The organism is Quadrisphaera sp. DSM 44207 (assembly GCF_900101335.1).
Lineage (GTDB): Bacteria > Actinomycetota > Actinomycetes > Actinomycetales > Quadrisphaeraceae > DSM-44207.
Genome location: NZ_FNKA01000001.1, coordinates 1 through 20,690 on the forward strand (window position 1 = coordinate 1; position 20,690 = coordinate 20,690).

17 protein-coding genes, 2 pseudogenes and 1 CRISPR repeat array are annotated in these 20,690 nt (G+C 72.1%); of the genes and pseudogenes, 6 read left to right on the plus strand and 13 right to left on the minus strand.

Annotation, left to right across the window (positions count from 1 at the left end):
* The 4 genes and pseudogenes from BLS82_RS00005 to BLS82_RS00020 form a co-directional block, all read left to right on the plus strand.
* Positions 1-267 (plus strand): annotated as a pseudogene (locus BLS82_RS00005) (lipoyl synthase); the annotation flags it as partial.
* Positions 268-352: 85 nt separating this feature from the next.
* Complete coding sequence (locus tag BLS82_RS00010) at positions 353-1,174, plus strand: DUF4191 domain-containing protein (RefSeq protein WP_092860538.1); 822 nt, start codon at positions 353-355, stop codon at positions 1,172-1,174.
* A 68-nt stretch (positions 1,175-1,242) separates the two neighbouring features.
* Entirely contained in the window at positions 1,243-1,557 is a 315-nt protein-coding gene (locus BLS82_RS00015) for a hypothetical protein (RefSeq protein WP_092860540.1), read from the plus strand.
* A gap of 69 nt (positions 1,558-1,626) precedes the next feature.
* Positions 1,627-1,854, plus strand: coding sequence for a hypothetical protein (locus BLS82_RS00020; RefSeq protein ID WP_092860542.1), 228 nt, complete (start codon positions 1,627-1,629; stop codon positions 1,852-1,854).
* Between the two features lie 133 nt (positions 1,855-1,987).
* Here the strand turns inward: BLS82_RS00020 and BLS82_RS00025 are convergent, their stop codons facing one another.
* Entirely contained in the window at positions 1,988-2,398 is a 411-nt protein-coding gene (locus tag BLS82_RS00025; protein WP_092860544.1) for an RDD family protein, read from the minus strand.
* A gap of 148 nt (positions 2,399-2,546) precedes the next feature.
* Between BLS82_RS00025 and glnA the strand changes: the two genes are divergently transcribed.
* Positions 2,547-3,971 carry a type I glutamate--ammonia ligase gene (gene glnA, locus BLS82_RS00030; protein WP_092860546.1) on the plus strand — a complete coding sequence of 475 codons (1,425 nt, stop codon included), beginning with the start codon at positions 2,547-2,549 and terminating at the stop codon, positions 3,969-3,971.
* 329 nt (positions 3,972-4,300) lie between these two features.
* On the opposite strand, the gene cas6e is transcribed toward glnA, so the two are convergent.
* From cas6e to BLS82_RS00090, 12 genes and pseudogenes are all read right to left on the minus strand, one after another.
* On the minus strand, positions 4,301-4,954 hold the full coding sequence (gene cas6e, locus BLS82_RS00035; protein WP_092860548.1) for a type I-E CRISPR-associated protein Cas6/Cse3/CasE: 654 nt from the start codon (positions 4,952-4,954) through the stop codon (positions 4,301-4,303).
* 37 nt (positions 4,955-4,991) lie between these two features.
* The gene (gene cas5e, locus BLS82_RS00040; RefSeq protein WP_092860550.1) at positions 4,992-5,834 is read right to left on the minus strand and encodes a type I-E CRISPR-associated protein Cas5/CasD; all 843 of its coding nucleotides are present in this window, start codon (positions 5,832-5,834) and stop codon (positions 4,992-4,994) included.
* On the minus strand, positions 5,831-7,048 hold the full coding sequence (gene cas7e, locus BLS82_RS00045) for a type I-E CRISPR-associated protein Cas7/Cse4/CasC (RefSeq protein WP_176818847.1): 1,218 nt from the start codon (positions 7,046-7,048) through the stop codon (positions 5,831-5,833). Before cas7e ends, cas5e begins: the two co-directional genes overlap by 4 nt.
* A 61-nt stretch (positions 7,049-7,109) precedes the next feature.
* Positions 7,110-7,718 (minus strand): type I-E CRISPR-associated protein Cse2/CasB, encoded by a 609-nt coding sequence (gene casB / locus BLS82_RS00050; RefSeq protein ID WP_092860554.1) that lies wholly within the window; start codon positions 7,716-7,718, stop codon positions 7,110-7,112.
* Entirely contained in the window at positions 7,711-9,360 is a 1,650-nt protein-coding gene (gene casA / locus BLS82_RS00055; RefSeq protein ID WP_092860556.1) for a type I-E CRISPR-associated protein Cse1/CasA, read from the minus strand. Before casA ends, casB begins: the two co-directional genes overlap by 8 nt.
* On the minus strand, positions 9,357-12,410 hold the full coding sequence (locus BLS82_RS00060) for a CRISPR-associated helicase/endonuclease Cas3 (protein ID WP_092860558.1): 3,054 nt from the start codon (positions 12,408-12,410) through the stop codon (positions 9,357-9,359). Before BLS82_RS00060 ends, casA begins: the two co-directional genes overlap by 4 nt.
* A gap of 121 nt (positions 12,411-12,531) precedes the next feature.
* Positions 12,532-15,246: a CRISPR direct-repeat array (repeat unit 28 nt; unit sequence GCCGTCCCCATGCACGTGGGGGTGATCC).
* A gap of 54 nt (positions 15,247-15,300) precedes the next feature.
* Positions 15,301-15,612: pseudogene (locus tag BLS82_RS00065) on the minus strand (type II toxin-antitoxin system PemK/MazF family toxin).
* Positions 15,602-15,835 carry a hypothetical protein gene (locus BLS82_RS00070; protein WP_092862375.1) on the minus strand — a complete coding sequence of 78 codons (234 nt, stop codon included), beginning with the start codon at positions 15,833-15,835 and terminating at the stop codon, positions 15,602-15,604. Before BLS82_RS00070 ends, BLS82_RS00065 begins: the two are co-directional and overlap by 11 nt.
* Positions 15,836-15,944: 109 nt before the next feature.
* A complete protein-coding gene (locus BLS82_RS00075; RefSeq protein ID WP_218123385.1) occupies positions 15,945-17,744 on the minus strand; it encodes a potassium channel family protein in 1,800 nt (599 codons plus the stop codon).
* A gap of 28 nt (positions 17,745-17,772) precedes the next feature.
* Complete coding sequence (locus BLS82_RS00080; protein ID WP_092860560.1) at positions 17,773-18,159, minus strand: DUF6394 family protein; 387 nt, start codon at positions 18,157-18,159, stop codon at positions 17,773-17,775.
* Between the two features lie 158 nt (positions 18,160-18,317).
* The gene (locus tag BLS82_RS00085; protein ID WP_092860562.1) at positions 18,318-19,196 is read right to left on the minus strand and encodes a DMT family transporter; all 879 of its coding nucleotides are present in this window, start codon (positions 19,194-19,196) and stop codon (positions 18,318-18,320) included.
* Complete coding sequence (locus BLS82_RS00090; RefSeq protein WP_218123386.1) at positions 19,193-20,125, minus strand: DMT family transporter; 933 nt, start codon at positions 20,123-20,125, stop codon at positions 19,193-19,195. Before BLS82_RS00090 ends, BLS82_RS00085 begins: the two co-directional genes overlap by 4 nt.
* A 72-nt stretch (positions 20,126-20,197) precedes the next feature.
* Between BLS82_RS00090 and BLS82_RS00095 the strand changes: the two genes are divergently transcribed.
* Positions 20,198-20,644, plus strand: a complete 447-nt coding sequence (locus tag BLS82_RS00095; protein WP_092860564.1) for an Lrp/AsnC family transcriptional regulator — start codon at positions 20,198-20,200, stop codon at positions 20,642-20,644.
* Positions 20,645-20,690: the final 46 nt, after the last annotated feature.

Below are 20,690 nucleotides of genomic sequence, written 5' to 3' on the forward strand. Positions count from 1 at the left end.
CAGTACCTGCGCCCCAGCGTGCGCCACCACCCGGTGGCGCGGTGGGTGCGCCCGGAGGAGTTCGTGGCGCTGGCCGCGGAGGCGGAGCGGATCGGCTTCGCCGGGGTGCTGTCCGGGCCCCTGGTGCGCTCCTCCTACCGCGCGGGCCGCCTGTGGGCGCAGGCCATGCAGCGCCGCGGGCAGGCGATCCCGGCCGACCTCGCGCACCTGGCGCAGAGCGGGCCCGCGCGCCAGGAGGCGTCGAGCCTGCTGCCTGCGCCTCGCTGACCGCTGCCGCGCGACCTCTTCCGGTGACCTGCCCGGGTGACCGCCGCTCCGTGACGGCGGGGCGCTGAGCCGTACCCTGGACGCCATGCCCCGCAGGCCCGCTCCCGCCCCCTCCCGCGGCGCCGCGCCCAGCACCCGCTCCAGCGGCGCCACGCCCGTCGGCGCCGCGTCCGGCAGCACCGGTCCGTCCCCCCGCCGCGGCCTCCTGCGCCGACGCGGCGGGGGCGCCTCCTCCAGCAAGCAGGGCCGGCTGAGCCAGCTGCGCGCCGTCTACCGCATGACGCGCACCCACGATCCCGCCGTCACGTGGTGGGTGCTCGGCGCGTTCGTGCTCGTCCTCGGGCTCGCCCTGGCGATCGGGTTCGCCACGGGCCACCCGATCTACGCGACGATCCTCGGCCTGCCGCTCGCGCTGCTGGCAGCGCTGTTCTTCCTGGCGCGGCGCGCCGAGCGGGCGGCGTACGGGCAGCTCGCGGGCCAGCCGGGCGCCGCGGGCGCGGCGCTGCGCGTGCTGCGCCGCGGCTGGCACGTCGAGGACGAGCCCGTGGCGATCGACCCCCGCACCCGCGACGCCGTCTTCCGCGTCGTGGGGCGCCCCGGCGTGGTGCTCGTCTCCGACGGCCCCGCCCACCGGGTCGGCAAGCTGCTCGAGGCCGAGCGCCGCCGGGTCGCCCGCGTCCTGCCCGACGTCCCGGTGCACCTGGTGCAGGCCGGGGACGGCGAGGGCCAGGTGCCGCTGTCCGCGCTGCCCCGGCGCGTGATGCGCCTGAAGGGCGGGCTGACCAAGCAGGAGGTCGCCGAGGTCGTCCGGCGCCTGCGCGCCCTCGGCGGCCTGCGCCCGCCGATCCCGCGCGGCATCGACCCGACGCGCGTGCGCCCGGACCGCAAGGGCGCGCGCGGCCGCTGACCGCTCCGTCACCCGTGCGGGCGATGGAGCGGAGCAGCTCGGCCACGCGGGCGTGGCACGATCCGGGGATGGAGGTCCTGCTCGCGCTGCAGCTGCTGGCGCTGCCGGTCTCCGCGCTCCTGGCGCTCGTCGCGCCGCCCTTGTTCATGACGCTCCGCGACCGCTGGTCCCCGCTGGCGGGGGCGCTGTGGGTCGCCGCCCTGGTCCTCCTCGCGGTGTGGGTCGAAGCCAGCTACCGGGCCGGGGCCCACGCCGACGAGACCCGCAGCACCGGGAACGTCTTCGACACCGTCGAGTGGTTGACCGCCGCCGTGGTGGCGGCCGCGGCCTCCGCGCTGGTGACCCTGACCCCCGGCCGCAACGGCGCGCCGGGCAGGCTCTGACGGCGCCGAGCCGAAGACCCCAGATCGCCGGACCCTGGCCCTCGACCCGTACCGGACGGCGGATGTTCGGTGTCGGGCATGGCGCGCCGTCCGGGCCTGCTGGCCCGGTTGCTGCTCCGCCGGACGCCCGCGGGCCCCGGCCGCCCCGGCGCCGGCCCGCAGCGGCGCGGGGACGGCGGCGCCGGGGTGCGCGAGCCGCGCCGTCCGCGCCCGTCCCCGCCCGGTGACGCCGTCGCGCTCGCGCCGCCCCCGCTGCCGAGCACCGTCGACCTGACGTCGGGCTTCCCCCGCTCCTGACCGCGCCGCCCCGGAGCGCCACGAACTCGCGCGTGATCATGGGCCAGGTGCAGTCCGCGACCAGGAGCACCTGCACCTGGCCCATGATCACGCTCACCTCGCCCATGATCACGGGCGGAGGACCACCGCAGGGTCAGCGGCGGACCAGCAGCGTGCCCGCGAACCGGTCGTGCAGGCCGCGGGAGTCGCGGTCCCAGATCAGCGCCGGCAGCGCCAGCCCCAGCAGCAGCCCGCGCACGAGCGCCGGCCCCCAGCCGGGTGGCCGCCCCGGCGGCGCGAGCAGGACCACCCGCAGGCCCAGCAGGCGGTGCCCGAATCCCGCGCCCAGGGTGGCGACGAGGAGGACCTGCTCGACTGTGAAGACAGCCAGCGTCGCCCACGGGTCGCCGTCGAAGAAGGCGGCCGAGACCAGCATCGACGCCGCCCAGTCGACGGCGATCGCGGCCAGCCGCCGCCCGACCCGCGCCAGGGAGCCGGCACCGGTGGGCGGGGCCCCCAGGCGCCGTCCGGGCCAGTCGTCGTCTCCGGAGGGGTCCAGGGTCACGACCCACGAGCGTACGGGGGCCCGGCGCTGGCCCCGCGCGCTCCGTAACCTGGCTGAAATCCGACCGAGACGGCCGGGAAACCACCGGTGCCTAGCGTCCCGAGCGACCGGCACACCCCTCTGCCGCCGAGCCCTCCCTGGAGGATGGATGTTCAAGGACGCCGACGAGGTCCTGGCCTACATCAAGGACAACGACGTCAAGTTCGTCGACGTGAGGTTCTGCGACCTCCCGGGGGTGATGCAGCACTTCAACGTCCCCGCCTCGACGGTGGACGCCGGCTTCTTCACCGAGGGCCAGATGTTCGACGGCTCCTCGATCCGCGGGTTCCAGGCGATCAACGAGTCGGACATGAAGCTGGTGCCGGACGTCGACACCGCCTACGTCGACCCGTTCCGCTCGGAGAAGACGCTCAACATCAACATGAGCATCGTCGACCCGATCACGAACGACCCCTACAGCCGCGACCCCCGCCAGGTGGCCGCCAAGGCCGAGGCCTACCTGCAGTCCACCGGCATCGCCGACACCGCCTTCTTCGCCCCCGAGGCGGAGTTCTACATCTTCGACGACGTCCGCTTCCAAACCTCCCAGAGCGAGTCGTACTACCACATCGACTCCATCGAGGCCGCGTGGAACACCGGCCGCGTGGAGGAGGGCGGCAACCGCGGGTACAAGACCCCGTACAAGGGCGGGTACTTCCCCGTGCCGCCGACCGACCACTACGCCGACCTGCGCGACCAGATGACCCTCGCGCTGGATGCCCAGGGCCTGGAGGTCGAGCGCGCGCACCACGAGGTCGGCACCGCCGGGCAGGCGGAGATCAACTACCGCTTTGACACGATGGCCAAGTCCGCGGACAAGGTCATGCTCTTCAAGTACATCATCAAGAACGTGGCGTGGCAGGCGGGCAAGACCGTCACCTTCATGCCCAAGCCGCTGTTCGGCGACAACGGCTCCGGCATGCACGTGCACCAGTCGCTGTGGCGCGACGGCGAGCCGCTGTTCTACGACGAGTCCGGCTACGGCGGCCTCTCAGACACCGCCCGCTGGTACATCGGCGGCCTGCTGCACCACGCCCCGAGCCTGCTGGCCTTCACCAACCCGACGGTGAACAGCTACCACCGCCTGGTGCCCGGCTACGAGGCGCCGGTGAACCTCGTGTACTCGGCGCGCAACCGCTCCGCCTGCGTGCGCATCCCGATCACGGGGACGAACCCGAAGGCCAAGCGCATCGAGTTCCGCGTGCCCGACCCGTCGTCGAACCCGTACCTGGCGTTCTCGGCGATGCTCATGGCGGGCCTGAACGGCATCCAGAACCGCATCGAGCCGCCGGAGCCGATCGACAAGGACCTCTACGAGCTCCCGCCGGAGGAGCACGCGAGCATCAGGCAGGTGCCGGGCTCCCTCGGCGCGGTGCTCGACGCGCTCGAGGAGGACCACGCCTACCTCACCGAGGGCGGCGTGTTCACCGACGACCTCATCGAGACGTGGATCGAGTACAAGCGGACGAAGGAGATCGACCCGATCCGCTTCCGTCCGCACCCCCACGAGTTCGAGATGTACTACGACATCTAGGAGTCGCGCTCGCCACCTGTGGCAACCGCGAGGGATCTGTTCCTGAGCAGTGATGCCGACGATGGACGATGGGTGATGAAGGTCACTACTAGTCCCCGGTGTCGCAAGGGCGTGGTTTGTACCGCGCTCATGAGATGAGCTTGACCATCGCACGGGGGTAGCGATTACTTCGTCGGGCCCCCGTCGACCCCTTCCTAGGTCGGCGGGGGCTTTGTCGTGCAGCAGGGCATGGTCCTCCATCACCATCCCCCGGACGGCAGCGGACTACCGATCCCCTCACATATGTGAGGAGCCGTAATGACGTCCGACTACGGCCACCATGGCTTGGGTCACGGCGTACCAACGGGGATGACGCTGAGTAGACCCAGGCCGTACGCCTTGCCAGGGCCGATGCCCGTCCGCACAGCTGTGAGCAGTAGGTCCAGGTCTTGCACTATCGCGAGCCCCTCGATGCGCTGCGCCCGGTGCGTGATCCGCTGGCCCCGAGGCGCCTGTGGGCGGGCACCATCGATCCCGGGTGCCGGGGTGATCTGCACCAGCTGACCAGTCAGGTCCAGGCCTGCGGCCGTGGCCTTGCGCTGCCACCAAGCATGGACGTCGTTGTAGGCGATCAGAGCGACGCGCTTGCCCTTGAGCTCACCGACAGCTGCGCGTTTGGCCGGGCTGGCGGTCAGTGAGTAGCGCACTAGCCGTCCCAGGGTGAGCGCCGCGAAGAATTGGGTCATGGACAAAGAGCGAACGGAGGAGCAGTAGCCGTCGGGCAGGCGTTCGTAGATGGCCTCGCCGCCGGTCTGGATGAGCAGGCGGGGCCCGGTGGAGGTGTCCTCGATCCGGAACAGAGTTCGGGTCGAGGCGCGCGGATCCGGGCCGAGCCCGTCCGGGAGCAGACTCATCACGCGCTGGTGCAGCGCGTGGGCGTCGGCCAAGTCGTGCTGGACGGCGCGGTGGCGGGGGTTGAGCGTCAACTGGATCAACGTGGTCATCGGATCTCCGTGAACAGCTTGGTCGAACAGCGAGATGTCAGGCGAGGGCGGCCACTGCGCGGTGCAGCGCGCGCCATCCGGGCAGACCGACCCCGGCTGTCGGAACAGTCGCTGTGGCCATGCCGAGGCGCCGGGAGGTGAAGGTGCGGAGGGTCGGGTCGAAGGACACCGGTACGTCCCGGACCTCGGTGTAGGTTTCGGCCGCGGCGACGCCGTCCAGGTACACAGTCCGTTCCACGCACGGCGCGCCCGCGTCCACCGCAGCGTCGCGGTCCCGCTCGATCGCGGCGATCGCGGCGAACCAGTCGGAGTCGTCCTCCACCCGAGCGCCCTGTCGCGCAGGGGCCGGGGCGAGAGCAGGGGCGTAGGCCGGGAGCCGGTGCAGGACCTCCTCCCCAGGCACTGGCGTAGTGCCGAGCAGGAGCGGCAGGGCCGGTGGGCAGGACCTGCGACCGAGGAACGGCGGCCAGCGCGGGCGCCGGACCGCCGCCGAGAGCCGGTCGATCAGGTGGTCGTCACCGGTGATGGTGACCACGAAGGTGGCGTCGGCCAGGTACCGGCGGTGGGTCAGCGCCGGGGACAGTGCGCCCGCTTGCTTGCGCGTCCTGCCTGCGGCGTTGACCAGGGCCCGGTGCTCCGGATACCCGCCGCCGACCATGTGGAAGTCGGTCATCACCTGACCTGGGGCGTCGGCGCGCACATGGATGGTCAGCCCATCCGCCCAGGACAGGTCCTCCTCACGCGCCTGGCCGAGCGTACTGGCCAGCAGCCCGACGACTCCGGAGCGAGTCGGATGGGCCATGGTGTCGCGTTCGGTGAACGCCGCCCGCGCACCCCAGGACTGCATCGGAGCGCTGAGAATGAGGACTAGAGTGCTCACGCCACCGGCTCCCGGACCAACGCGGCCAGGTCGCAGGAGGCGAGCGCGGCGGTGGCCAAAGCGCCGGGGCCGCCGCTGACCCGGTCCCCGAACGCCGCGTTCAGGGCCTTGACCTGGTCCGGGTCGGTGGTCACCGCATTGAGGTGCCCAGACCAGACCGGACTGTCCCCGTAGGCATCAGCGATCAAGGTGGCGTGCTCGGTCAGCAGGTGCACCGCAGGCAGCAGGTAGCCCTGTCCGTCGTAGGTGACGGCACGCTCGAACGCGGCGGCGTAGGACAGCGGCTGGTCCTCGCGCACCTGCACCACGACCAGGTTGGGTCGGGTGTTCGGTGCGGTGGCCGTGCTCTTGCCGGAGGGCAGGGAGGAGACGAAGGAGGAGATGAACTGGGCGGCTAAGTCGTGGGCGAGCGCGGGGTCGCCGGTGTTGGTGGTCAAGTGCTCCAGATCCACGGTGGCGTAGCGGTAGAAGGTGCCGGTCGCGAACTCGGCCGCGCCTAGGTGCCCGGCGCCGGTGTTCTCGTCCTGGGTGTAGTCGTCCACTGCGGTGAAGTAGTCGAACTCCGCCGCGGCCTGGTGGACGGTGAAGGCATGGGCGACCTGCACACCGCCTTCGACGTTCGCGGTCGGCAGTGCGGCGATCATCCGGCCGAACACGGTGACCAGGCCACGGGGACTCTTGATCACCTCGCTGAGGGCTGCACGGATCTTCTTGAGTTCGGGGCCGTCCTTCTTGCTGGGCCTGCCCTTGGCGGCCACGGCTTGGAGGACCTCGCCCCTGTGCGTAGTGACGATCGCTGCGAGGTCGGCGTACTGGGACTCGGTGAGGAACAGCAGCACGTTCGCGGAGGAAACCGTGCTGCCGGTCACCTCGCCGTCCGCGGCGTCACCGCTGGCGTCCTGGGCGTCCTTGTAAGGGGCGAAGACGACCTCGGCGGCGTGGGTGGCGTCCTCGCGCGACCATCCGGCGTCGGTGAGGTGGGTGGTGAGGATGTCGAACGGCCGGCGGGTCCTGATCGCCCGGTCGTAGCGGGCGTGGCCCTGCAGTGCCCGCTGCATGTGCTCGCGCGTGGCGCGCTTCCAGCACTGGCTGGACACTCGCAGCCGCTGCACCGCGCCGTAGGTGAGGGCCTTCGGCGAGCCCAGGTCGTCCCGGTTGAGGTTGCTGAACGGAACGGTCTGGAGGACGTGGATGTCGATGTAGCGAGCGGTCACGGCGAGAATCCCTATCTGGTCGATGTCGTCGGTGTTGGCGAAGCGGGCCGGAGTGAGGAGGTCAGCCCGAGGTGACCGTGGTGGAGGCCGTCACTGGGGCGTTGAGGTCAGCGGGCTGCAGGTCGCGGTAGAAGTCGCTCATCCACCGCTTGCTGATCTCCGCCGACCGGGTCGGCCAACGGAACAGGTCCCGGGTCAGGGCGGCGAAGTCGATCCGCTGGCCTGCGGCCGTCACGGCGCTGAGGATCTGCGGTAGGTGCTGGTAGAGCAGCGCGTCGCCGGGGGCGCGCCCAGCCGCCATCAGCCGGGTCTCGGCCGAGGTCTCCGCGATCCGCGTTCCGCCACCACCGCGCACAGCTGCCGCCAGCGCCTGCCCGAGCCGCGATCCCCGCGAACCGTCGGTGTGTGGTGCGCGGTCGTAGGTAGCCACCCACGCGGCCGTCTGGTACAGCACCGCCTCCCGGTGCGCGCTGCTGCTCTCCCCGACCCAGGCCGCCAGGTACCGGTGAGCGGTGATCGCCTCCGCGGGGCGGCGGCGCGCGGCTCGGCGGAGCGCGGCGCGCGCCCCGGGATCCATGCACACCCGGCGCAGGTAGGCGACGAAGTCCTCGGCGAAACCGGGCGGCCGCGCGGAGGGTGACGGCTGGCTCTGCGGGGTCGGGTCACTCATCAGCAGTGTCTCCCTGGATGGTGTCGTCAACGGCAGCAGAAAGGCTGATCGACGAGCCCACCGGTGGCACCTGGCGCAGCGACGGGCGGGGCATTGGGCGGTGCCTAATCACGGCGCGCAGGCCACGCGGGTCCTGCACCGGCCGGGTGAGCTGGTCGTAGAGGTCGACGCTGATCCGGCGCAGCAGCACTGGGGCGTCGGCGACGGTCTTGGCGAACGCTGCACCACCGGGGGCACTCAACGCCCGGTCGAAGACCGCGTAAGCGCGCTGCCAGTACAGACCGGTGCCAGCTTGCGCCCAGGCCCGCGCAGCCTTGCCCTTGGGGTCGAGGCTGCGGGCATCGCGCAGCGCCCGGTAGAGGGCGTCGGAGAGGACCGCGAACTCCCTTTCGGCGGCGGCCACCCAGCCCGGGACCGCGGTGCGGTATTCGTGCGCGCTCGCGTCCTCGGGGTTGGCCGCCGCGGACTCGAACACTTGCGGATACATCGCCTCCATCCAGTCGTGATCGATGGCTTGGAAGGGGTGCTGGACGAAGGCGTAGGCAGCGATCCGGACTCGCTTGAGCACTGCCGGAGGCAACCCGGCCAACGCCACAGCGACCTGCGGCTGCTGGTACTCCGCGGGGTCACGAACCGCGCCCTGCGCTGAGGCGAGGAGCGCGGGCAAGTCTCGCCACAAATCCCGATCCAAGCTGGCGGGACGCGCGATCCGATCCTTCTTCTCCTGCTTGTACGACAGGTACGGGTCCCATCCGACGAGGTTGCCCGCCGTCTTGTCGGCGAACCGCCACGTGAAGTACCCACCGGTTACGGCGACCTGGCCGCGCTGATCGACGCCAGGTATCAGCAAAAGAGCGTGCCCGGAGTCGTTGGCGAGCAGGCCGATGATCCCCATCGGGGACGGCTTGACCCCGTCCGGATCCGGCAGTGTGTCGGTCTCCCACTCGGCCAGGTCCGGGCCTGACCCGAGGTGGACGGTCACCGGGGGCACCAGGTGCGCCAGCAGCGTCTCGAACAGGCTCACCCCGAGCGGGTGGTAGGACACCCGAGCGCGCAGCGGTCCGGTGTAGGTGAAGTGCTTCGAGGATGCCTTGCCGGGCAGAGCCCGCGACTGGGTCGTGCCGTTCGGGCCGTAGAACTGGCGCACGAGGAGCGCTTCAACTGCCTCGGCGATGGTCGCGGTGCCCGGCGCTGCGTCGTGGAACGGCGAGAAGAGAGTGTGCCCGTTTCCCGAGGGACGGTTCGGAATGAGCGCGTTCATGCCCTTGACGTCATCGCACTCCCCGGCCAGGCGCGGCTCCTGACGCCAGGGTCGGTCGGCGTCGAACAAATCGAACCGCGCGTGCCACCGGGTGAAGTACGTCGCCACCCGCGCCGGGTCGAACCGGCCCGCCGTCAGCGCGGCGTTGCGCGCAGCGTGCCAGTCATCCACGCCGACGGCCGGGTCGTCCAGGCCAGTAATCCGGTAGGCCAGCGCGGTGAGGATCCGCAACAGGCTGGCCTGACCGGGCGGAGACGCCATCGTCACCGTGGCGATCTCGTGCGCGCGGACGAACACCTCACGCAGGCTGACCCGCTGGGGGATGCCGTCCACAAGGGTCACCGGGAGCCACGGGTCGGTGTCCAGGTGGAACGAGGTCACGGTGCTCCTGGGGGTGAGTAGTGCATGGTCAGGCCGCGGTCATGGTGCAGGTGGAACGTCATTCGGTCGTGGACGGCGGCCCTGCTGCCGCTGGTCTCGGGATCGGTGGTGAACGGCACGACGAGGACGTCTCGTAGTCGCTGATCCGATGCCCACGCGGTGGGCCGCAGCGCTTCCTGCCAGGCGGCGACGCGCCCGACCCAGCCGCCGGTGGACGGCACGGTGATCGTGTGCTCGACGACCGTGCGGACCTGTTCGGGGGCGAATCGGCCTCGCGCAGCGTCCCCGGCAGTGGGTAGGGCCACGTTGCACGCTTGATCGAGCCACCAGGTCGACCCAGTCGACCAGATGGGGAGGACGGTGACCGTTTCCATCTCGTACCGGGCGGTGAATAAGCCCAAGGCGGTGTCGGCGTCCTCCGGCGAGGTCATCTCGGCTAAGTCCTGCACCGCACGCGGATGCGGAACCATGGCGATGTGCGCGGCGGCGCGCATCTGCTGCTCACGTGTACTCGCACTGCTCGACGCCTGGCGGTCCTGCTCGGCCAGGATGTCCAGGTCGGTCGCGAAGTCAGCGTCGTAAACCGCGTCGATGAGCTCCTGAACGTCCTCCGGAATCCGCACCCCGGCCCGGTGCGCCGCCAGGTGCTTGGTCAGAACCTGGTAGCTACGGGTTAAAAGGATTTGGTCGTACGGCGCGCAGTCCCGGTCGGCCAGGTTCTGCCCGTCGGCGTCGATCCCCGCGAACACGGTCAGTGATGGTGACTCGTACTTGACGGGCCGGGTCACCGGGATGAACGCGGCGTCCGGCGTGGGCGCGTAGACGGCGTGCCGGTGGCAACGTCCGGCGCGTTGAAGCAGCATCGCCATCGGCGCCAGGTCGGTCACGACCGCGTCCATGTCCAGGTCCAGGGACTGCTCGACGACCTGGGTCGCGACCAGGATCGAACGCACCGGCCGCGGCGCGGCACCACAGCAAGGGGTGGTGCGCGAGTGCTTGCCGTACAGCCGGTTCACCTCGGCGGCGTGCCGGACCCGGTCTTTGACGGGGAAGCGGGAGTGCATCAGGCGCACCGGCGTCCCCGACTCCGGCGCGACCTCCTGCACGACTTCGGTCAGGGCGTCGTAGACCGCGACCGCGGCGGCCACGGTGTTGCAGACGACGAGGATGTTCCCGTCCGCCTTGCCCCGCGCGACCGGGCCGACCCGAGCCACGACGGCCTCGACCAAGCCGTCGACGTTCCCGCGCTGGTCGACCGGGTACCTGCCCACGGCGACACTGACGGTCGTGGAACGGTCGGTCACTGGAATCGACCCGCTCGACGCAACCTGGCGGGTGATGTCGAAGTACATCCACCCCGGATAGGACGGCACCGTCCGGTCTGGGTCCAAGCGGATGCCCGCCCCGTCGGCGTAGGCGTCCACGAGCGACCGCGCCAACCGCCCGGACAAGGTCGCCGACAGCAGCACCACCGGCACCCCGGCCGCCCCGAGCCAGGCCAGCACCCGGTGCAGCAGAGCCTGCATGTAGGCGTCGTAGGAATGCGCCTCATCCACGATGACGACCTTGCGGCTGACCCCGAGCAGCCTCAGCGGCTGCCACTTGCCGCGCAACCCCATCGCCAGCAGCTGGTCGATGGTGCCGACCGCGTTGGGCGCCAAGCCTGCGCGCTTGGCACCACTCATCCACGTGGTCACCTCCACCCGCCCACCACTGTGATCGGACCCGTGTCCAGTCCCCGCCACTCCGTCGCTCGACGCGGCGGAGTCGCAGTCGTCCAGCATCGCGAACTCGTCCTGCGCACCAACGGCGGAGTCCGGCGCCTGCGTGGGGCGCGTGGTGGCGACATACTCTTCGTTCAACGACGCGAGGGAGTGCATCAGCGACAACCGTGTCGGCTCCTCGAACGCTGAGGCGATGAACTCCCGCGTCCGCAAGTACATCGCGTCCGTGGTCGCCATCGTCGGCAGCGCGAGGTGAACTCCGCTCGCCCCGGACGCCTCGCCCAACACCGCCGCGGCATGTAACGCCGCCTCGGTCTTCCCGTCCCCGGTCGGCGCCATCACCACGAAGATCCCCGGACCACGCACCAGGCCCGGGAGAACCTCGGCCGCGGTCACTTGCGGCCCCCGCGGGATGAACCCAGAGAAGTGAGTCGTGAACGGACGGCGGCGCAACCGCGGCCCAGCAAGCCCCGAGTCCGTCAATGCCCGCCGCGCACGTCCTTCAGCGGCGGCGTAGTGCCGCGCCAGCTCAGCACGACCCAGGTCAGCCGGATTCAACGGCAGCATGGCGAGGGCGGCCTGGATGACGTCTACCTGCGACATCAGCCAGTCCGCGGTGATCACGACCCCGGTCAGCAGGGACGCGACCTCCACCGGCATACGCGCCAGGTCCGCACCCATCCATCGGCGTCCGAGCAGGACGGTCTCGACCCGCTCCAGGAGCGCCTCGCGAGTCGCCCGCCAGCGCCCGACCTGGTCCTCGTGCCAACCCTCCAGGCGGGGCTCCCACGTCCCGGATCCGAGCCCGTCCGACGTCATTGCCTCCGGGCGCGGGAAGACCCCGTGATGACCGCCCACGACCTGCCCCAGCCGCCACCCGACCTGCGGCGCCCGAGCCAGCAGTCCGTCCGCGACGAACCGACCGACCAGGTGCGCGAATCCCGCTGACGCGTGCCCGACCAAGTAATGCGGCAGGACCGGGCCCGGCGCCTGCCCGGTCAACGCCGTGAACGCGGATGCGGACAGCGCCTGAAAGGCGGGCACGGCCTTCCCCACGTCATGCCACGCCGCGACCACTTGCACGAGGCCCCGGACCTCCGCCGCTGTCAGCCCCGTCCGAGCGAGGACCTCCCGCTGCGAGGACGTCAGGACCTCATCGATCATCAGACCCGCCGCCGCGGCCACGTCCAGCAGGTGCGCCTCCAGCGGGTAGACCCGCCCACCGGCCAAGCCACGCTGCTTGCCCCACACCAGCCCCGGTACGAATGTCGCCGCCGCACCGGCCGCTCCCGACGGCGGGGGCGGGCGGTGCTTCCTGATCGGCATGCACGGAGGATGCCCGACCCGTCCGACAGTACGATCAGTGCAGCCCGCTGCACTCCGGGCCTACAACACCAAAGTGAAGCTAGAACGGACCCTGCCAACGCAACGCCGCAGGTCAACAAGGGCCGTCCCCATGCACGTGGGGGTGATCCGGGGTGCTGGACCAGCTGCGAGTTCGACGTGGTGCCGTCCCCATGCACGTGGGGGTGATCCCCTGTACGACGACGCCGGCGCGCGGATCAGCCTCGCGCCGTCCCCATGCACGTGGGGGTGATCCCACGTTCTTCGCGCGGGTGTGGCAGCCGGCGCTGCCGTCCCCATGCACGTGGGGGTGATCCCCACACGGCGAAGGCCACCCATCCCACCAGGAAGCCGTCCCCATGCACGTGGGGGTGATCCGCAACTTCACCGGCCTGGCGACGGGCGCGCAGGGCCGTCCCCATGCACGTGGGGGTGATCCCGAGCGCCACACCCCGCTGCCGTCCGAGGAGGGGCCGTCCCCATGCACGTGGGGGTGATCCGACGAGATCCAAGAGTGGATCCAGGACGCCGCCGCCGTCCCCATGCACGTGGGGGTGATCCGCGGTAGACGCGCACGAACCCGGCCGCGGGAAGGCCGTCCCCATGCACGTGGGGGTGATCCCGTCACGGTCACGGCGGTCGCGGTGGCGACGATGCCGTCCCCATGCACGTGGGGGTGATCCGGTGAGGTCGACCTCCATCACCCGCCAGCAGCCGCCGTCCCCATGCACGTGGGGGTGATCCGACGCCCCACAGGATCGAGCGCACGTCGTCCTGGCCGTCCCCATGCACGTGGGGGTGATCCCTCGCCGTACCCGTTCTTGGTCCGCCCGGTCCAGCCGTCCCCATGCACGTGGGGGTGATCCTGCTGATCATCGAGGACGACGACCGCATCCGCCGCCGTCCCCATGCACGTGGGGGTGATCCACCGCTCCCGCCCCGAGAGGACGACACCCCCTCGCCGTCCCCATGCACGTGGGGGTGATCCCCTAGCTGCCGCGCCCTGGGCGGGCCGCGACGCGCCGTCCCCATGCACGTGGGGGTGATCCCAACTCCATCGCGCCGAGGGCGAGCTGGATGACGCCGTCCCCATGCACGTGGGGGTGATCCTCCGGATGCGCGCCGCGCCGCCCGCCGGTTAGCGGCCGTCCCCATGCACGTGGGGGTGATCCGGCGGATCTGGACCCGGCTACGGGCAAGGTGGTGCCGTCCCCATGCACGTGGGGGTGATCCCGGCGTACTCGACACCTGCGTAAGGCAGCATCTGCCGTCCCCATGCACGTGGGGGTGATCCCAGTTCGATCGAGCGATACGCACATACCCGACAGCCGTCCCCATGCACGTGGGGGTGATCCGACGGTCCACGAGCGCATCGAGCGCGTCCGTGCGCCGTCCCCATGCACGTGGGGGTGATCCGGTTGAAGCCCTATCGGACAAGGCGTTCCGGCTGCCGTCCCCATGCACGTGGGGGTGATCCCGCGGCGACCGCGTCCACCCCGATATCCCGGTAGCCGTCCCCATGCACGTGGGGGTGATCCCGGCACCGGCGCTCCAGAGATGGTGATCCCGAAGCCGTCCCCATGCACGTGGGGGTGATCCCGCGTCGGTCGGGAAGTCCCCGGACCCGGCGGTGCCGTCCCCATGCACGTGGGGGTGATCCCGCGAGGTTCCCGATGCCGTTCGCGGTGCCGTCGCCGTCCCCATGCACGTAGGGGTGATCCCCCGGAGGCTCCGGCGTCGTTGACGCGGACCCGGCCGTCCCCATGCACGTGGGGGTGATCCGGAGTACGGCACGTCCTCGTAGGTGCGGGCGGCGCCGTCCCCATGCACGTGGGGGTGATCCCACCGCCATGACGTCGGCGGTGAGCACTCCGGTGCCGTCCCCATGCACGTGGGGGTAATCCGGGCGATGCACGCAAGGCCCACACGAAAGCGCTGCCGTCCCCATGCACGTGGGGGTGATCCCCAGAACACGTCCAGGTCCGTCTGCTGGGAGGTGCCGTCCCCATGCACGTGGGGGTGATCCGACGCCGTCACCACCCGCCACGACCTGCGCAAGGCCGTCCCCATGCACGTGGGGGTGATCCGACCGTCACCCTCTACCCGCCCGTGCCGGTGGAGCCGTCCCCATGCACGTGGGGGTGATCCCAGCCCGGAGGCCAGGACCCACATCTCCGGATCGCCGTCCCCATGCACGTGGGGGTGATCCGGTCAGCTCGGCGATGCGGCCGAAGGCGAGCAGGCCGTCCCCATGCACGTGGGGGTGATCCGGCGGCCAGGCCCTGCGGGGTGTCCCCGAAGACGCCGTCCCCATGCACGTGGGGGTGATCCGTCGGTCGATGCGCAGCTGCTGCGCGTCGCCCCGCCGTCCCCATGCACGTGGGGGTGATCCGGCGCCCGGCAGCTGCCCGGAGGTGAAGCCGAGGCCGTCCCCATGCACGTGGGGGTGATCCGAGGGCGACGCGGTGCCCGCCTCCCACGTGGAGACCGTCCCCATGCACGTGGGGGTGATCCCGTCTCGGCGGAGGACGTCGGGCGCCTGGCGACGCCGTCCCCATGCACGTGGGGGTGATCCCACCGCCATGACGTCGGCGGTGAGCACTCCGGTGCCGTCCCCATGCACGTGGGGGTAATCCGGACGTGGGCACCAGCGCTCGCCTCGAAGCGCTGCCGTCCCCATGCACGTGGGGGTGATCCCTCGCCGCCGAGGCCCGCGCCGAGGCACAGCACGCCGTCCCATGCACGTGGGGGTGATCCGGACGTGGGCACCAGCGCTCGCCTCGAAGCGCTGCCGTCCCCATGCACGTGGGGGATCCCGTCGGTGCCGGCGTCCTCGCTAACAACCCGCACCGGAGCCGGAAGCCGAAGATCGTCAGAGGCTCATGACAAGACGCAGGGCGGCGTCGACCCGACGCAGCTCCTCGAAGGTGAGCCGCCCGACGGACTCCCCCAGCCGCTGACCGTCGACGGCCGCGGTCTGCTCGACCAGCACGCGTGTCATCCCACCAGCAACGGCGACCTCAGGGCGAAAGCTCGCCGCCAGCGCGGACGTCGACGTCGGCGCCACGAGCAGGGTGGACAGTTGTAGGGCATCGGACTGCATCACCATGGCGTAGCGTCACCCGGCTTGCTCATGACCGCTCGTGTCGCGAGGTGCCCTAGGGTGGAAAACCTCACTCCGCACGCAGCGCCTCCATGTCGCGGACCACCTGTGCGGCTCGCTGCCGGTCCCTAGCGTCGGCTGCCAGCGCCACGGCCTCGGCGCGGAGCCGATCCCGGACTGCAGCCTCTGCCGCAGCGACCAGCGCCGCGCGCACGACGACCGACACCGGCGCACCGCCCTCGGTCAGCACAGCGAGGGCCCGCCGGGCGTCGTCGTCGGGGCGGAAGGTGATCGAGTCGGCCATCCTCCCAGCGTCATGCCTTCCGTAGGACATGACGAGTCCTCGTCCGTTCCGCAGCCCGGTAGCGGCGCTGCTGCGAGGGCGCCATCACCTGGCCCTCCGTCGTCCCGCCTCAGGACGACGGAGCCAGCACCCTGCGCGCGAAGCGGCGCCAGACCCACCCGGACGGCACGCGGTGGCCGGTGACGAGGTACTCCGGCACGGCGTCGACCACCAGCGCCGTCGCCAGCGCCCGCCGCGCCGAGGGGCGCCCCGCGAGCAGCATCTCGTCACCGGGCTGCAGCACCAGGTCCCCGTCGGGTGCCAGCAGGCACTCCCGCCCGCGCAGCACCAGCAGCGGCACCGCGGCCAGCTGCTCGGCGCGGTCCTCGGGGCTGCGCAGCAGGTCCTGCAGGCGCAGGGCGCCGCGCTCGAGCCACGCGGTGAGGGCCGGCGCCTCCTCCTGCGTCAGCCGCACCTTCCACAGCGCCTCCAGGCGGGTGCCGCAGCACGTCGCCAGGCGCTCCACGACCGCCGCGGCCCACGCGTCGCCCTGGTCGGGCAGCGCGCGCAGGAACCGCCAGAGCAGCGGGGTGCTCAGCTGCGCGTAGACCTCGTGCGCGACGACCTCGGTGGGCACGAGCAGGCCGTCGACCGCCATGGCCGCGAACAGCGAGGTGCTCGCGGGCTGGTTCTGGCGCGCGACGACGAACAGGTCCGGGTTGGCGCGGCGGGCGCCGGCGACCGCCGAGAGGTTCGTCGTGTCGTTGTCGGTGCCGGCCACGAAGCCGACCGCCCGCTCCACGCCGGCGCGCGCCAGGACGACCCGGTCCGCGCCGTCCCCGACGACGAGGGCGGGGTCGTCGTCCTCGGGGCGCGGGTCGACGACCACGACCTCGAGCCCCTCGTCGCGCAGCACGGCGGTGAAGTGGCGCCCGAAGCGCCCGTAGCCGCACACCACCCACCGCCCCTCGCGCGGCGGGCGCCCCCGCTGCGGCAGCACCGCACCCGGACCGCTCTCCAACCACGTCAGCAGCTGGTAGGCGGCGGGTGAGCGCAGGGCCAGGCGCAGGTGGTCCGAGAAGCGGTCGAAGGAGTTGATCACCGTCGGGTCGCCGACGGTGCGCATGCGGTCCGCCACGGCGACGGAGGTGGTGCGCGTGACCACGGGCAGGTCCGGGCGCAGCAGCGACACGGCCATGGTGACGGCGAGGTTGGTCTCGTCGTCGTCCGTGAGCACGAGCACGCCCTCGCAGCACGGGTGGTGCAGGCCCGCGGCGTCGAGGGTGCGGGGGTCGCGGGCGTCGCCGACGAGCCCCGGCACGTCGGCGCGGTAGGTGTCGAGGGCGAGGGCGTCGACGCGCTCGTCGGCGGTGTCGACGACGGTGAAGCGCCGGCCGAGGGCGTCGAAGGAGCGCCCGAGCGACTCCCCCGTCTGCCCGTAGCCGGCCACCAGCAGGAACGGCTCGGACAGCCGCGAGACCTTGCGGGTGAAGTGCTGCAGCGCCAGGGCCTGGCGGAACGCGCGGTCCTGCAGCAGCGTGAGCAGGGAGCCGAGCGCGTAGGCCCAGCCGACCACGGTGACGAAGATGCTGATGGTCACCCACAGGCGCTGCGCGGCGGTGAACGGGTGCGGGATCTCCCCGAAGCCGATCGTCGTCGCGGTGTAGCTCATGACGTAGAAGGCGTCGAAGAAACTCATGCGCCACGGCTGCCCGTTCCCGTCCCGCCCCGGGATGAGGGTCAGGCCGAGGACGCTGACCGCGAAGATGAGGATCAGCACGATCAGCGGTGCGCGCATGCGGCGCAGCACCTGGAAGATCGTGGCGGAGCCCTGCACCCCCGACGCGATGGCGAGCGGGCCGCCGCCCGCCCCGGACGGCGCCCCGCGCCCGCCGGGGCGGGGCCAGGGGTCGACGGGCGCTCTGCTCACGGAGGCCTCCCGCGCGGGTCGGAGACGGCTACGGGCGGTGGAAGGACACGGTCTCGACCACGAGGAGCACGAGGGAGACCATGTTCGCGAGCAGCGCTCCCCCGGACAGCGACACCACGCTCGCGGTCGCCTCGGCGGTCAGGCCCTGCGCGGAGATCTGCGAGGCGTACCCCCACACCACCGCGGCGGCGATGAGCTGCAGGTCGGCCACCAGGCTGGTGGCCAGGTGCACCGCGCCGACCTGGGTGCGGTCGCCGAACTTCAGCACGGTGGCCACGAGGTTGACGACGACGGCGGCGAACAGCTCGTACGGGTTGTGCAGGGCGGGGTCGTCGATGTCGCCGATGAAGAAGCCGAAGTTCAGCGTCGCGGCGAGGAGCACGAAGAACCCGAAGACGACCTTCTCCAGGTTCATGCGGCTCCCGAGGTCGACCTGCCGGGCGGATTCGCAGCGCTGCGGCCCACGGGCCCGACCCTAGGGCGGATCCCCCGCGCCGACCAGCACCGAGGTGCGCTGGGCCGACCTCAGGAGCGGAGGGACGGGTGCGCCACGGTCCTCGCAGGCGGCGAGCGTCAGCGGCGCCGGGAGAGGCCCACGCCTCCGAGCGCGAGCAGCCCGCCGGCCAGCGCCAGCGCCGGAGGCACCTCGCCGAGCAGCGGCCAGGCCAGCAGCACCGTCAGCGGCGGCACCAGGTAGGTGCTCACGCCGAGGCGGCCGGCGTCCGTGCGCGCGAGCGCGAACGCCCACGTGCTGAACGCCAGCGCGGTCGGCACCACCCCGAGGTAGACCAGGCCCGCCACCGCACCCCCCGAGGCGTCGCCGGACTCGGCCAGCAGCCGCGGAGCGGCGGGCAGGCACACGAGCGCACCGACGGCGCAGGCCAGGAACGTCACCTGCAGCGCGGGCAGGCGGCGCAGCACGGGCTTCTGCGCCAGCACCCCGACCGCGTAGGTGACGGCGGCGAGCAGGCACAGCAGCACGCCCCGCACGTCGGCCGACGGCGAGCCGGCCGTGGCGAGCCCGATGAGGACCGCTCCGGCGAAGGCGGTCCCGGCCCCGACGAGCAGCCAGCGGGGGAACCCCTCGCCCAGCACGGCACCGGCGAGCAGCGCGATGAGCACGGGGCCGACGTTGACGAGCATCGCCGTCGTCCCGGCGTCCACCCGCTGCTCGGCGGCGTTGAGGGCCACGTTGTAGACGGCGAACCACGCCACCCCGCACAGCACGACCAGGCTCCACTCGCGCCGCGTCGGCGCGGTCCACGAGCGGCGCACAACCAGCAGCAGGCCGAGCGCGAGCGCTCCGACGAGGAGGCGCCCGAGGGCCAGGGGCGCGGGGTCGAAGGAGCGACCGACCCAGCGGATCGCCACGAACGCCGAGGCCCACGCCACGACGGTGACCGCGACGGCCAGCAGCGCCGGGACGTCGACCGCGCGAGCGCGATCGTTCACACCTGACCCACGCGGGCGGTGGCGCCGACCTCCTCGGCCGCGTCGTGGACGGCGCGCTGACGCGGCCCCAGCTCGACGACGTACATGGCCGCCAGGACGAGCGCGCCGCCGACGACGACGCGGGCACCCAGCGCCTCGCCGCCGAGCAGGACGGCGAACGCCCCGGCCCACACGGGCTCCATCGTCATGATCACCGCCGCGCGCTCGGCGGGCAGGTGCGACTGCGCCCACGTCTGCACCGCCAGCGCCGCCGCGCCGGCGAGGAGGGCCGTGTAGAGCAGGACGGCGAGGTCGTAGCCGGTGCTGGGCAGCGCGACGCCACCGGGCAGAGCGCCGAGCAGGCACACCGCCGCCACGGCCCACAGCTGCACGATGGTCAGCCCCAGGGCGCTGCGGGCGGTGCTGACGCGGCCCAGGCCGATGAGGTGCAGCGCGTACAGGACCGCCGAGGCCACCGTCAGGGCCTCTCCCCCGCCGACCGCGAAGCCCCGCAGCGACAGCACGCCGAGCCCGACCGTCGCCAGCGCGACGGCGAGCCAGGTCGTGCGGCCGATCCGCGCGCGCAGCAGCAGCGCCGCCAGCAGCGGGGTGAGGACGACGTACATGCCGGTGAGGAACCCGGAGACGGAGGCCGACGTGGTGCGCAGGCCCTCGGTCTGCAGCAGCTGCGCGAGCCCGTAGACCACGCCCAGGCCCAGGCCCCACCGCCGCTCGGACGGCGTGAGCCGGGCGAGCGCGCGCGGCGCGAACAGCGTGACCGCGGCCGTGGCGACGACGAAGCGGACGCCGAGGAAGTCGGCGACGGGCAGGCGCTGCACCGTCTCCTTGAGCATGAAGAACGTCGAGCCCCACACGGCGGTGACGGCGAGCAGGCCGAGCGCCGCGCCCAGCGGCGGGGCGGAGCGGGGAGGAGCGGGCGGTGCGGTCACGGGCGCGGTGGTGCTCACTCCTGCACACCACCAGACGGCGTCTGGGACGATCAAGCACGTGCGGGGAGACCGATGAGCAACCGCCGCCCGGACCCGGTGGACGAGCGGATCCTCCGCCTCCTCGTGCGGAACGCCCGCGCGTCCTGGCGCGAGATCGGCGACGAGGTGGGGCTGTCGGCGAACGCCGTCGCCCAGCGCGTGCGCCGCCTGGAGCTCGACGGGTGGGTGCGCGGGTACACGACGCTGCTCGACCCGGCGCTGTCCGGGCCCGTCTCCACCGCGCTGGTGCAGCTGAGCACGGCCACGCACGTGCTCAACAGCGAGTTCGAGGAGGCCCTGGCCGCCGTGCCCGCCGTGGTCGAGGTGCTCGACCTGGCCGGGCCCGTGGACTACCAGGTGCGGGTGCTCTACAGCACCTCCCGCGAGCTGTACGAGGTCGTCAACGCCCTGCGAGCGCTGCCCGGCGTCACCGCGATCGAGACCCGCCCGGTGCTGCGCGAGGTGCTCTCCCGGCGCTGACGACGCCGACCGCGCCGACCGCGCCGACCGCGCCGACGACGCCGGC